This is a genomic window from Pseudomonas sp. Y3 TE3536 (genome assembly GCF_053629175.1).
Window position 1 is genome coordinate 3,819,698 of record NZ_JBRJHU010000001.1, and the last position, 12,227, is coordinate 3,831,924.

14 protein-coding genes are annotated in these 12,227 nt (G+C 61.0%); 13 read left to right on the plus strand and 1 reads right to left on the minus strand.

Annotated features, from left to right (window positions below):
• Positions 1-7 precede the first annotated feature (7 nt).
• From AB7M33_RS17240 to AB7M33_RS17255, 4 genes are all read left to right on the plus strand, one after another.
• Positions 8-487: a response regulator gene (locus AB7M33_RS17240; protein ID WP_027592892.1), complete on the plus strand. Its 480-nt coding sequence runs from the start codon at positions 8-10 to the stop codon at positions 485-487.
• Positions 488-559: 72 nt separating this feature from the next.
• A complete protein-coding gene (locus AB7M33_RS17245; RefSeq protein ID WP_099454840.1) occupies positions 560-1,885 on the plus strand; it encodes an MFS transporter in 1,326 nt (441 codons plus the stop codon).
• Positions 1,886-1,979: 94 nt separating this feature from the next.
• Positions 1,980-2,276, plus strand: coding sequence for a type II toxin-antitoxin system MqsR family toxin (locus tag AB7M33_RS17250; protein WP_454243177.1), 297 nt, complete (start codon positions 1,980-1,982; stop codon positions 2,274-2,276).
• Position 2,277: 1 nt separating this feature from the next.
• On the plus strand, positions 2,278-2,679 hold the full coding sequence (locus AB7M33_RS17255) for a type II toxin-antitoxin system MqsA family antitoxin (RefSeq protein WP_265967939.1): 402 nt from the start codon (positions 2,278-2,280) through the stop codon (positions 2,677-2,679).
• A 72-nt stretch (positions 2,680-2,751) separates the two neighbouring features.
• On the opposite strand, the gene AB7M33_RS17260 is transcribed toward AB7M33_RS17255, so the two are convergent.
• Positions 2,752-4,434: an electron transfer flavoprotein-ubiquinone oxidoreductase gene (locus AB7M33_RS17260; protein WP_085272561.1), complete on the minus strand. Its 1,683-nt coding sequence runs from the start codon at positions 4,432-4,434 to the stop codon at positions 2,752-2,754.
• A gap of 538 nt (positions 4,435-4,972) precedes the next feature.
• On the opposite strand from AB7M33_RS17260, the gene AB7M33_RS17265 reads away from it, so the two are divergent.
• The 9 genes from AB7M33_RS17265 (at position 4,973) to AB7M33_RS17305 (ending at position 12,160) form a co-directional block, all read left to right on the plus strand.
• Positions 4,973-5,722 (plus strand): electron transfer flavoprotein subunit beta/FixA family protein, encoded by a 750-nt coding sequence (locus AB7M33_RS17265; RefSeq protein ID WP_027592887.1) that lies wholly within the window; start codon positions 4,973-4,975, stop codon positions 5,720-5,722.
• Positions 5,723-6,652 carry an electron transfer flavoprotein subunit alpha/FixB family protein gene (locus tag AB7M33_RS17270; RefSeq protein ID WP_027592886.1) on the plus strand — a complete coding sequence of 310 codons (930 nt, stop codon included), beginning with the start codon at positions 5,723-5,725 and terminating at the stop codon, positions 6,650-6,652.
• Between the two features lie 235 nt (positions 6,653-6,887).
• Positions 6,888-7,709 (plus strand): substrate-binding periplasmic protein, encoded by an 822-nt coding sequence (locus AB7M33_RS17275; protein WP_099428718.1) that lies wholly within the window; start codon positions 6,888-6,890, stop codon positions 7,707-7,709.
• 9 nt (positions 7,710-7,718) lie between these two features.
• Positions 7,719-8,072, plus strand: a complete 354-nt coding sequence (locus AB7M33_RS17280; protein WP_027592884.1) for a DUF4398 domain-containing protein — start codon at positions 7,719-7,721, stop codon at positions 8,070-8,072.
• Positions 8,069-8,881, plus strand: a complete 813-nt coding sequence (locus AB7M33_RS17285) for an OmpA family protein (RefSeq protein WP_027592883.1) — start codon at positions 8,069-8,071, stop codon at positions 8,879-8,881. Before AB7M33_RS17280 ends, AB7M33_RS17285 begins: the two co-directional genes overlap by 4 nt.
• Positions 8,882-9,155: 274 nt before the next feature.
• Positions 9,156-10,598, plus strand: coding sequence for an aminotransferase-like domain-containing protein (locus AB7M33_RS17290; RefSeq protein WP_027592882.1), 1,443 nt, complete (start codon positions 9,156-9,158; stop codon positions 10,596-10,598).
• 61 nt (positions 10,599-10,659) lie between these two features.
• Positions 10,660-11,136 (plus strand): hypothetical protein, encoded by a 477-nt coding sequence (locus AB7M33_RS17295; protein WP_099428720.1) that lies wholly within the window; start codon positions 10,660-10,662, stop codon positions 11,134-11,136.
• A 130-nt stretch (positions 11,137-11,266) separates the two neighbouring features.
• Positions 11,267-11,521, plus strand: a complete 255-nt coding sequence (locus AB7M33_RS17300) for a YkgJ family cysteine cluster protein (RefSeq protein ID WP_027592880.1) — start codon at positions 11,267-11,269, stop codon at positions 11,519-11,521.
• Positions 11,522-11,554: 33 nt separating this feature from the next.
• A complete protein-coding gene (locus AB7M33_RS17305) occupies positions 11,555-12,160 on the plus strand; it encodes an START domain-containing protein (protein ID WP_027592879.1) in 606 nt (201 codons plus the stop codon).
• The last annotated feature ends 67 nt before the right edge of the window (positions 12,161-12,227 follow it).

The following is a 12,227-nucleotide window of genomic DNA, read 5'->3' on the forward strand; positions in this document are numbered from 1 at the left end:
TCCGAAAATGGCAAACAAGACCCTGCGCATCCTCATCGCCGACGAGCACCCCAGCCAGCGCTTGCAGCTGGAAAAGTTGCTCAATGGCCTGGGCTATTACCGGATTGCGCCCGTGGACAGCTTCGAGGAGCTGCAACGCCTGGTGCAATCTGCTTTGCAGCCTTTTCATCTGTTGCTTGGCAATATTGAACTGGCCAGCCACGTCGGCGTCGACCTGGCGCGTTTCTGCCGGGTGAGTACGCAAATCCAGCACGCCCTGCTTTACCACTCCCAGCAGTTGCAAGTGCCTTCGGTGCCGCAAACCGAGCGCCAATCCGTGAGCGTGAGCCTGCCGCAAGCGCCCGATAACGAGGCATTGGAATCGTTCATGGCGATCATCGATGCGCCGCTTTTGGTCGGCAAGCTGCCCCTGCCAGCTGCCGTGCCCGCCAGCGCGCTGCACCCGCGCCCGCGGGTGAACTTCGCGCACACGGTCTTCAGCCGCTAGCGCCGATGTGGGCGGGGCAAGGGGGCAGCTATTTGCTATCCTCTTGCCCTTTGCCGATCTGCGGACTCTGCCATGACTGCCATCGATACCGCTCGCCCGCCACGGTTCAGCCGTGGCGACCACCGGACCTTGGGCCTGGCGGCACTGGGTGGCGCGCTGGAAATCTACGATTTCATCATCTTCGTGTTCTTCGCCCTGACCCTCAGCAAGCTATTTTTCCCGCCAGAAATGCCTGAATGGCTGCGCTTGCTGCAAAGCTTCGGGATCTTCGTCACTGGTTACCTGGCGCGGCCACTGGGCGGTATCCTGATGGCGCATTTCGCCGATCATCTGGGGCGCAAGCGGGTGTTCAGCCTGAGTATCCTGATGATGGCCCTGCCGTGCCTGCTGATCGGTGTGATGCCGACGTACGCCGACATCGGCTACGCGGCGCCGTTAATCCTGCTGGCGCTGCGCATTCTGCAGGGGGCGGCTGTCGGCGGCGAAGTGCCCAGTGCCTGGACGTTCGTTGCCGAGCATGCGCCACCTGGGCGACGGGGCTATGCCCTGGGCTTCTTGCAGGCTGGGCTTACCTTCGGTTACTTGCTGGGCGCACTGACGGCCACGCTGCTGGCACAGGTGTTTACCCCCGAAGAAATTCTCGACCATGCCTGGCGCTACCCCTTCCTGCTGGGTGGGGTGTTTGGCGTGATAGGGGTGTGGCTGCGCCGGTGGCTCAGCGAAACGCCCGTGTTCCTGGCCTTGCGCGAGCGCCAGGAGCAGCCGGTGGCGTTCCCGCTGCGGCGCGTGTTGGGCGAGCATCGCCGGGCGCTGATCCCAGCGGCGCTGCTGACCTGTGTGCTGACGTCGGCGGTGGTGGTGCTGGTGGTGATTACGCCGACGGTGATGCAACAGCGTTTTGGCATGACTGCCGGGCACACCTTTGCCCTCAGCAGTGCGGGCATTGTTTTCCTTAATATCGGTTGTGTGCTGGCCGGCCTGCTGGTCGATCGCCTGGGCGCCTGGCGTGCCCTGATGATCTACAGCCTGCTGCTGCCGCTGGGCATCGGTGTGTTGTATGCAAGCCTGGTGGGCCAGTGGGGCGCAACCTGGCTGGCTTATGCCGTGGCAGGGCTGTGCTGTGGCGTGGTGGGCGTGGTGCCGTCGGTGATGGTCGGGCTGTTCCCTGCGCAGATTCGGGTGTCGGGCATTTCCTTCACGTATAACGTCGCCTATGCCCTGTGGGCCAGCACCACGCCGCTGGCGCTGATCGCCTTGATGCCGTGGAGCCCATGGGTATGTGTCGGGTTTTGTCTGATCATGGGCATGGTGGGGCTGCTCACTGCCCTGTACTTCGGGCGTCGCGAGCCCTTGGCGTTTGCGGCGGAGCCCATGCCAATCATGTGCGGTGACAAATGACCCACTAGCGACTGGCAAGTGGTGAGGCAGACTTCCGGGTGGGGGCTATTGGAATAACCTATTAGCCAAATTTAACCTGGAAGGTTAATTTCTCATGGAAAAGAGAACGCCTCATTGCCCACTCGATCGGGTGCGAGTGCTGTTGAACCAGGGCAAGGTCAATACAACACAATCGGCGACGCAGGGAGCGCTGGCGTTGGGTTTAGGGCCCTTTGACATCGTCGACATCGTTCGTGGCTTGTCCGTCAAGGATTTCTATAAAAGCATGACGACCTACCATGATCACCGCCTTTGGCAAGATGTCTATCGCCCCCAAACTACTGTTGGTAGGGTCTATCTCAAGTTAATGGTGATTGATGATCTGCTGATCGTGTCATTCAAGGAGCTTTGATATGAAATGCCCGATGTGTGGAGGAGCGGAGCTAGTCGCACAGGCGCATGACATGCCATACCGGTATAAAGGTGAGGCAACTGTAATTCCCGATGTCTTCGGCGATTACTGCGCTGCATGCGGCGAGAGTGTGCTGAGTATGGATGAAGCTCAGCGCATCAGTGACCTGATGTCGGCGTTCAATCGCCAGGTCAACGCTGCGGCGGTCGACCCGGGTTTCATCGTCTCAGTGCGCAAGAAATTCGATCTCGACCAGCGTGAAGCAGGGGAGATCTTCGGGGGTGGCGTCAATGCGTTCTCCCGTTACGAAAACGGTAAAACCAGGCCACCCGTGGCGTTGGTCAAGCTGTTCAAACTGCTGGATCGCCACCCGGAACTGTTCGAAGAAGTACGCACTGCCTGATGCAGGTAGGCAGCAAAAAGCCCCCGGCTCTGACGAGGCGGGGGCTTTTTAGTGCCGCAAGGGCAGGGGGCCTTACATGTTCGGGTAGTTCGGCCCGCCGGCGCCTTCAGGGGTTACCCAGGTGATGTTCTGGGCGGGGTCCTTGATGTCGCAGGTCTTGCAGTGCACGCAGTTTTGCGCGTTGATCTGGAAGCGCTTGCTGCCGTCATCCTGGCTGACCACTTCGTACACGCCGGCAGGGCAGTAACGCTGGGCCGGCTCGTCGTACAGCGGCAGGTTGCTGGCGATCGGGATGTTCGGGTCGGTCAGCTTCAGGTGGCAGGGTTGTTCCTCTTCATGGTTGGTGCTGGAGAGGAATACCGAACTGAGCTTGTCGAAGCTGAGCTTGCCGTCCGGTTTCGGGTAGTCGATCTTTTTCGAGTCGGCTGCGAGCTTGAGGCAGGCGTAGTCCGGCTTGGTGTCGTGCAGCGTGAAGGGCAGCTTGCCGCCGAACCAGTTCTGGTCAACATAGTTGAATGCCGCACCGAGCAGTGGGCCGAACTTGTGCATGGCCGGGCCAAAGTTACGGCTGGCGAACAATTCTTCGTGGAGCCAGCTGGCCTTGAACGCGGTGACGTAGCCATTGAGCTGGTCGCCGCCCTCGCTACCGGCGATCAAGGCGTCGGCAACGGCTTCAGCGGCAAGCATGCCGGACTTCATCGCCGTGTGGCTGCCCTTGATCTTGGCCACGTTCATGGTGCCCAAATCGCAACCGATCAGCGCACCGCCGTTGAAGACCATCTTCGGCAGTGAGTTAATGCCGCCTTTGGCCAAGGCGCGGGCGCCGTAGCTGATGCGCTTGCCGCCTTCAAGGTACTGGCTGATCACCGGGTGGTGCTTGAGGCGCTGGAACTCATCGAACGGCGACAGGTAGGCATTGCTGTAGGACAGGTCGACGATCAGGCCCACCACCACCTGGTTGTTTTCCAGGTGATAGAGGAACGAACCACCGGTGTTTTCGGTGCTCATCACGTCCAGCGGCCAGCCTGCGGTGTGCACCACCAGGCCCTGCTCGTGCTTGCTTGGGTCGATTTCCCAGATTTCCTTGAGGCCGATGCCGTAGTGCTGGACGTCGGACTCGCTGTCGAGGTTGAAGCGCTTGATCAGCTGCTTGCCGATATGGCCGCGGCAACCTTCGGCGAACAGCGTGTACTTGGCGCGCAGTTCCATGCCAGGGGTGTACAGGCCGTCTTTCGGGTTGCCTTCGCGGTCGACACCCAGGTCGCCGGTGACGATGCCACGCACCACGCCGTTTTCATCGAACAGCGCTTCCTGGGCAGCGAAGCCTGGGTAGATTTCAACGCCCAGGTTTTCGGCCTGCTGGGCCAGCCAGCGGCACAGGTTGCCCAGGGAGATGATGTAGTTGCCGTGGTTGTGCATGGTCTTGGGCACGAACAGGTCGGGGACCTTGGTCGAGCTGCCTGCATCCTTCAGCACATAGATATCGTCGCGCTTGACCTCGGTGTTCAGCGGCGCGCCGAGTGCCTTCCAGTCAGGGAACAGTTCGTTCAGTGCGCGCGGCTCGAACACCGCGCCGGAGAGGATGTGCGCACCGACTTCGGAGCCTTTTTCGACCACGCAGACGCTGATCTCGCTACCGGCTTCGGCGGCCTTCTGCTTCAGGCGGCAGGCGGCGGACAGCCCCGCCGGGCCGGCGCCGACGATGACCACGTCGAATTCCATGTATTCGCGTTCCACTGGTTCTCTCCTACTCATCAAGGCTCGTGCTGTTGCTTTGTCTTATGGGTGTGGGGTGATCATGCGCACCGCGCTTCACGGGAGCGGAGCTGTAGCAGCGCAGAGGATGGACTACACCGTTTTGTCTTGGCCGCGCATTATATCTACACCACTTGGCGGGTCCAATACAAACGTTTGTTTGAATTTGCCGCAGGCCAGTAAAATCACAGGCGTACGGCTGGAGGGTGACCGATTTGCCGTATTGACCGGATTGGGTGTTGCGGTCAAGATACGAGCGGTTTTACGTTCGCCGTAGGCTTACCGCCGGGCGCAGGTACACCTCTAAAGACCAGGTGTGGAGTAAGGCTTTCGGGCCAATTCACGGTATGTAGTGGAGTTTACACGCCACCACAGAAAATGACCCGCGGGTATTTGCCGCAAGCGTCGCGACAAGACTGCTCGGTCACCTTGAAGTTTGCTTCTCCCGGTACGTTTTTAGAGGTGCCCTTGTACCCACGCGCATCGCCGGGCATGTCCCCAGGCGACTTTCTATTCACCGGAGAGTAACGAGGAATCCATGAAGGTTCTTGTAGCTGTCAAACGAGTGGTCGACTACAACGTCAAGGTTCGCGTCAAAGCGGACAACTCCGGCGTCGACCTTGCAAACGTCAAGATGTCCATGAACCCCTTCTGCGAAATCGCCGTTGAGGAAGCCGTACGCCTGAAAGAGAAGGGCGTTGCGACCGAGATCGTCGTCGTTTCCGTCGGCCCGACCACTGCCCAGGAGCAGCTGCGTACTGCGCTGGCACTGGGTGCCGATCGTGCCATTCTGGTCGAAGCCGCTGATGAGCTGAATTCGCTGGCCGTGGCCAAGGCGCTGAAAGCCGTTGTCGACAAAGAGCAGCCACAGCTGGTCATTCTCGGCAAGCAGGCCATCGACAGCGACAACAACCAGACCGGCCAGATGCTGGCTGCGCTGACCGGCTACGCCCAAGGCACCTTCGCCTCCAAGGTTGAAGTCGCTGGCGACAAGCTGAACGTCACCCGTGAAATCGATGGCGGCTTGCAGACCGTATCGCTGAGCCTGCCAGCGATCGTCACCACCGACCTGCGCCTGAACGAGCCGCGCTACGCGTCGCTGCCGAACATCATGAAGGCCAAGAAGAAGCCGCTGGAGACCGTTACGCCAGACGCGCTGGGCGTATCGCTCGCTTCCACCAACAAGACCCTGAAAGTCGAAGCGCCGGCTGCACGCAGCGCAGGTATCAAGGTCAAGTCGGTGGCCGAACTGGTCGAGAAGCTGAAGAACGAAGCGAAGGTAATCTAAATGACTATCCTGGTTGTCGCTGAATACGAAAACGGTGCTGTAGCCCCGTCCACCCTGAACACTGTCGCCGCAGCCGCCAAGATCGGTGGTGATGTGCACGTGCTGGTCGCTGGCCAGAACGTCGGCGGCGTTGCCGAATCTGCTGCCAAGATCGCGGGTGTTGCCAAGGTACTGGTTGCTGACAACGCAGCCTACGCCCACGTCCTGCCAGAAAACGTCGCGCCGCTGATCGTCGAGCTGGCAAAGGGTTACAGCCACGTGCTGGCCCCGGCCACCACCAACGGCAAGAACATCCTGCCGCGCGTCGCCGCACTGCTGGACGTCGACCAGATCTCCGAGATCATCTCGGTTGAATCGGCCGACACCTTCAAGCGCCCGATCTATGCCGGTAACGCCATTGCCACCGTGCAATCGAGCGCTGCGGTCAAGGTCATCACCGTGCGTACCACCGGTTTTGACGCCGTTGCTGCAGAAGGCGGTTCCGCTGCTGTCGAAACTGTTGGCGCTGCGCACAACGCCGGTATCTCCACCTTCGTCGGTGAAGAGCTGGCCAAGTCCGACCGCCCAGAACTGACCGCTGCCAAGATCGTCGTTTCCGGCGGCCGTGGCATGGGCAACGGTGACAACTTCAAGCACCTGTACAGCCTGGCCGACAAGCTCGGCGCCGCCGTCGGTGCCTCGCGCGCCGCAGTCGACGCAGGCTTTGTGCCGAACGACATGCAGGTCGGCCAGACCGGCAAGATCGTCGCACCGCAGCTGTACATCGCCGTCGGTATCTCCGGCGCGATTCAACACCTGGCCGGCATGAAAGACTCCAAAGTGATCGTTGCGATCAACAAGGACGAAGAAGCGCCGATCTTCCAGGTGGCCGACTACGGCCTGGTCGCTGACCTGTTCGAAGCGGTTCCGGAGCTGGAAAAGCTGGTCTGATCCGCCTGCTTCACTTATAAAGAAGCCCGGCCCTCGTACTGAGGGCCGGGTTTTTTTATGGCCTTTTCCGATGCAGTGCTTGTCGCGGTTCCTGTCGGAGCAGCCTTGTGCTGCGAAGAGGCAGTCACAGCCACAAAAATTTGTTGGTCATGCCGGCCCTTTCGCAGCACAAGGCTGCTCCTACAGGTGCGGCGTGTACCTGATGGTCCGGGCCAAGCAATACAAGGAGTGAGCAATGGTGCTGCGTAAAGCAGGCGGGGTGCTGGCATGCATGGCGGCGTTGCTGGCGCCCGGCGCGATGGCGGCAGGCAAGTGCGAACGTTTGGTCGCGACCGGCAGCCCCGATGCGCCCCCGTATTCCTGGCAGGACCCGAAAGACCCCAAGCACCTGATCGGCGCCAATGTCGACCTGTTGCAGCAGGTGGCCAGTGAGCTGGGTGTGAAAGTGGACGTGCTGAGTGCAGGGCGACGCGACCAGGCGCTGGAAGAAGTGCGCAGTGGGCGAATGGACCTGCTGCTCGATACGCCCCTGCAGGTCGGCCAGCTGACCGCACTGGACTACATCCACCCGCCGTTGCAGTTGAACGAATACCTGGTCTGGACGCGGCATGACGCCGAGCTGGCCTTCGATGGCCCGGCAGACCTGGCCAAGTACCAGGGCAGTTTGTCTGAGCGCGCGCGTCTCACGCCGGCCTTTGAAGCGTTCGCCAAAGCCCATCTGAAGTTGCAGCCTGCGCAAAACCTGACCCAGGCATTCCAGAAACTGGTGCTGGGGCAGGTGGACTATGTGCTCGCCGGGCGCTATTCCGGCATGGCCATGACCCAGAGCCTGGGCATGAGCAACGACCTGATTGCCCGCGGCCTGCCAGTCGATCGCCCAGGGCTGTACCTGGCCGTGTCGCACAACTCGGCGTGCAATGACAGCTGGTTGCGTGGGCAATTGGCGAAAAAACTGACAGAATTGCCGATCTCCGGTGCGTCCGAGGCTGTGCTGCAACGAAATGTCGAGCGCTGGAAGGCGCAGATGCAGGTGCCGCTGGACGCCCCCAAACATTAGGAAGATTGCGTGAGAATCCAACCACTATTCCTTGCTCTGGCCATGCTCGGCCTGGCGGGTTGCGCCAACGACCCGGCGCCGAACGAGCAACTGCGCATTTCCGAGCAGGCGCTGGAACAGGCCAAGGCCGTTGGCGCCACCGAGCAGGTCGAGGCGCTCAAGCTGGCCGAAGACAAGCTGGCCCGGGCCAAGACCAACATGCTTACCGAAGATTTTCGCGATGCGCGCATGCGTGCCGAGCAGGCCGAGCTGGATGCACGCCTGGCCGAGGCCCAGGTGCTGAACCAGAAGAGTGAAGAGCAGCTGCAAGTGCTGCAATCGCGGGTTACGCGCCTGCGCAAACAGCTGGAGGTGCAGCCATGATGCGCCATACACCTATGACGGCGCTGGTGTTGCTGGCGTTGACGGCAGGCTTGCACGGGTGCGCCAGCCATCGCAGCGAGGCGGCGCTGGATGAAGCCAGTGCCACCTTCCAGAAGGTAAAAGACGACTCCGACGTGCTGCGCAGTGCGCCGCGCGATGTAATTCGTGCCGGTGAGTCGCTGGCGCGGGCCGAGCGCCTGTCCAGTTATATCGGCACCGGTACCGATGTGCGCCACTACGCCTACCTGAGCCAGCGCTACAGCGAAATTGCCAGCGAACATGCCAAGCTTGCATTGAACCAGGAGCGCCTGGCCAAGCTCGACCTGGAGCGCCAACGCCTGCAATTGGCGCTGCGTGAAGCGAAGCTTGCCAGCGTGCAGCAGCAAGGCAAGTGGGTCGAGTCGCAGATTGCCGCATTGGCTTCGGAGCAGACGGACCGTGGCCTGGTGATGACCTTGGGCGATGTGCTGTTCGATACCGGGCGTGCCGACCTGAAGAATTCGGCCAGCCGTACGGTGCTCAAACTGGTGCAGTTCCTCCAGCTCAACCCGCGCCGTGTGGTGCGTATCGAGGGTTACACCGACAGCACCGGCGCCCCGGAAGACAACCTGAAGCTCTCGCGTGATCGTGCGCAGGCGGTGGCTGACATGCTGGTGGACCTGGGCATCGACGAAAAGCGTCTGCAGGTTGAAGGCTATGGTGACCAGTACCCGATCGAAGCCAATGCCTCGGAGCGGGGCAGGGCGCAGAATCGCCGGGTAGAAATCGTCTTTTCTGACGACAAAGGCAAGCTCGCCCCCGCGCGTTGATCCCCGACCCTTGTAGGAGCAGCCTTGTGCTGCGAAGAGGCCGGTAGCAGCCCTAGAGAATTGTGCTGTTATTACCGGCCTCTTCGCAGCACAAGGCTGCTCCTACACCGATTATCGGTGAGTGGGTGAGTTCCTGCGCTGGGGTACTGTCACGCGACTGTAGTGTTGGCTATTCTGCAATCTGTCCCAGTACACTTCGCAACTGTTACGGTATTCTCTGCCGTCAGTGAGTCGCACAACAATAACGAGCCCGTCCGCGCGTCGAGATATCGCCATGACCAACCTGCTGCTTTACCAGCGTATCGCCCAGCAACTGGCCGAGGACATCCGCCGCGGTGTCTACCAGCCGGGCGAGCGCGTGCCCTCCGTGCGCAAGATGAGCGCCCAGCTCAATGTCAGCCACGCCACGGTGCTGCAGGCCTATGCCAATCTTGAAGACCAGGGGCTGATCCGCGCGCGCCCGCAGTCGGGCTACTACGTTCACCAGACCCCAGCCTTGACCGCGCAAACACCGGATATCGCCCGGGTAGAGCGCCCTGGCCTGGTGACTCGGGCCAGCATCATTCAGCAGGTGTTGACCGAAGCGCGCCGCGACGGCGTGTTTCCGTTCGGTGCTGCGGTGCCTCATGTGGATTACCTGCCGGTGCGCGCCCTGCACCAGCAGATTGCCAAGGTGACCCGCTTCCATAGCCCACGTGCGTTCAGTTACATGTTCAGCCCAGGCTTCGAGCCGCTGCGCCGGCAGATCGCCATCCGCATGCGCGATGCCGGTGTGCTGGTCGACCCGCGTGAAATCATCGTCACCCATGGCTGCGTCGATGCCTTGCAGATGTCGCTGCGCGTGCTGACCCGCCCGGGGGACTTGATCGCCGCCGAGTCGCCGACTTACTACGGTTTGCTGCAGTTGGCTGACCTGCTGGGCCTGAAAGTGATCGAAATTCCAAGCGACCCGTCCACCGGGATCAGCCTGGAAGCCTTGCAGTTGGCCGCCAACCAGTGGTCGATCAAGGCGTTGGTGCTGACGTCGCGCCTGAGCAACCCGCTGGGCGGCACCATCCCTGAGGAGCGGCAAAAACAGCTGCTGCGCCTGGCTTCGGACTTCGATATCCAGATCGTCGAAGACGACATCTATGGCGAACTGATGTTCGAACAAGGCAAGACCAAGGCGCTGAAGGCGTTCGACCGGCTAGACCGGGTGATCTACTGCTCGAGCTTTTCCAAGACCTTGTCGCCGGGGGTGCGTGTCGGCTGGATGGTGGCGGGGCGGTACCAGGACGAAATCCAGCGCCTGCAGACCTTCACCACCCATTCGGCCTGCAGCGTGACGCAGATGGGGGTGGCCGCTTACCTGGAAAACGGCGGCTATGACCGGCACCTGCGCTACATCCGCCAGGAGTACCGCAAGAACCTCAGTGCTTACCAGTTGGCGGTGCAGCAGCACTTCCCCGAAGGCACGCAGATGACCCGGCCTACCGGCGGTTTCATTCTCTGGGTGAGCCTGCCGGGGCGGGTCAATACCCAGGACCTGCATGTGCGGGCGCTGGAGCAGGGCATCAGTATCGCGCCGGGGTTGATCTTCAGTAACACCGAGCAATTCAACCACTGCATCCGGCTTAACTGCGGCATCCCGTGGAACAAAGAGGCCGAGCGGGCGGTGATTACCCTGGGGCTTTTGGCCCAGCAATTGTGCAGAGAGACTACAGGTTCACTTTTGTAGGCTTGTCAGGCGCAGGCGGAACAGGGAGCATATGCATTTTCCAGCCTGACTGCCGATGTCCATGAAACTGTTGCGCTGTATCGCTCTGAGTTTTTGCCTGGTGCCGATCTGCTGTTTCAGCGGCGTCGCCCAGGCTGCGCAGCCTGCCGGCCAGGCGCAGGCCTCCCAAGCCAAGCCCGTGCAAAAGCCCGTGGCCAAGCCTGCGTCGAAGCAGGCCGCTAACAAAGCTGCCAAGCCTGCCAAAAAGCGTACGCCGCATAAACCGGTCAGCAAGGCGGTGGCTACACCGTTGCCCAAGCCCGCGCTGGATCTGAGTTTGCCTGTCGACATGGTCAACGACCTTGAACCGAATGTGGGCAGTTCGGCCACGCGACGCAAACCTTTGCTGCCGGCCATGTTCACTGAAAAGCCACAGAGCGATGAAAGCCCGTTCCAGCTCAACGGCCGCTTGATCAGCAACGAAATGCAGCTGCAACTGCGCAATGAAAGCCGCCGCGATGTGGAAGGGGCGGCAATCGAGTTCGAGTACCGCCAATAGCCAGGCAACTGACTGCTGGGTCACGGCATATTTCATCGGGCCAGCAATTTCAAACGCATGTTTGAGCGGTTACTATCCGGGGACGTTCGTCCCGTTTTGCTCCAGGGAGACCTGATTTTGGTGAATAACCATGAATTGCCGTGAGGGTTGCGGTGCCTGCTGCATCGCCCCGTCCATCAGCTCTGCAATGCCGCGCATGCCCCAAGGCAAGCCGGCCGGCGAGCGCTGCCTGCACCTGACCGTCGACAACCTCTGCGACCTGTTCGGCAAGCCCGAGCGGCCGGCGGTGTGCGGTGGGTTCAAGGCAGACATCGAGGTGTGCGGCAGTGATCGCGATGAGGCAATCAGGATTCTCGGTTGGTGGGAGCAGATGACGGCGGCGTGACAGGCTGGATCTTCGACAATAAGGATAAAGATGATGAGATCGTTCAAGCGTATTGCACTGCTGTGTGGCATGGGTGTGTTGTTGGCGCCCGCTGCCTGGGCCGAGAACTGGCAGGTGGCCAAGGACGAGGAGGGGATCAAGGTTTCCACCAGTGAAGTGGCGGGCTCCAAGTACAAGGCCTACCGCGGCGTTACCGTGATCAAGGCGCCGCTGGCCAAGGTCGAGGCGCTGCAAGAGGACGTAGCCGGGGCGTGTGCCTGGATTCATGAGTGCAAGTCGCAGAAGCTGCTCAAGCACGAAGGTGACCAGAGCTGGACCTACACCCAGTTCAACACGCCATGGCCGGTCACCCCGCGGGACTCGGTGCTGCACATCACCACGGTCAAGGAGGCGGACGGTAGCCTAACGCGTAACCTGAAGGAAGAGCCGACCTATCTCCCGGAGGAGAAGGGGTTCGTGCGGGTGGCGAAAGTCGAGGGCTTCTGGAAGTTGGTGCCCAAGGGTGACACGACAGAAGTGACCTACCAGGTGCACACCGAGCCGGGCGGCAGTGTACCGGCGATGGTGGCTAACAAGTTCGTGGTCGATGCGCCGTTCAATACCCTGAAAGGGTTGCGTGAGCGGGCTGAGAAAAACTGAGGGTTCACGCTGCCTGTTCTGGTACAGGACAAAGGCAATAAAAAAGGCTGCCCGAGGGCAGCCTTTT

Coding starts and splice junctions, on each gene's coding strand:
- AB7M33_RS17245 (WP_099454840.1), top strand. CDS start 560: ATGACTGCCATCGATACCGCTCGCCCGCCACGGTTCAGCCGTGGCGAC.
- AB7M33_RS17300 (WP_027592880.1), top strand. CDS start 11,267: ATGAATTGCCGTGAGGGTTGCGGTGCCTGCTGCATCGCCCCGTCCATC.
- AB7M33_RS17270 (WP_027592886.1), top strand. CDS start 5,723: ATGACTATCCTGGTTGTCGCTGAATACGAAAACGGTGCTGTAGCCCCG.
- AB7M33_RS17295 (WP_099428720.1), top strand. CDS start 10,660: ATGAAACTGTTGCGCTGTATCGCTCTGAGTTTTTGCCTGGTGCCGATC.
- AB7M33_RS17285 (WP_027592883.1), top strand. CDS start 8,069: ATGATGCGCCATACACCTATGACGGCGCTGGTGTTGCTGGCGTTGACG.
- AB7M33_RS17275 (WP_099428718.1), top strand. CDS start 6,888: ATGGTGCTGCGTAAAGCAGGCGGGGTGCTGGCATGCATGGCGGCGTTG.
- AB7M33_RS17250 (WP_454243177.1), top strand. CDS start 1,980: ATGGAAAAGAGAACGCCTCATTGCCCACTCGATCGGGTGCGAGTGCTG.
- AB7M33_RS17290 (WP_027592882.1), top strand. CDS start 9,156: ATGACCAACCTGCTGCTTTACCAGCGTATCGCCCAGCAACTGGCCGAG.
- AB7M33_RS17305 (WP_027592879.1), top strand. CDS start 11,555: ATGAGATCGTTCAAGCGTATTGCACTGCTGTGTGGCATGGGTGTGTTG.
- AB7M33_RS17255 (WP_265967939.1), top strand. CDS start 2,278: ATGAAATGCCCGATGTGTGGAGGAGCGGAGCTAGTCGCACAGGCGCAT.
- AB7M33_RS17265 (WP_027592887.1), top strand. CDS start 4,973: ATGAAGGTTCTTGTAGCTGTCAAACGAGTGGTCGACTACAACGTCAAG.
- AB7M33_RS17240 (WP_027592892.1), top strand. CDS start 8: ATGGCAAACAAGACCCTGCGCATCCTCATCGCCGACGAGCACCCCAGC.
- AB7M33_RS17260 (WP_085272561.1), bottom strand. CDS start 4,434: ATGAGTAGGAGAGAACCAGTGGAACGCGAATACATGGAATTCGACGTG.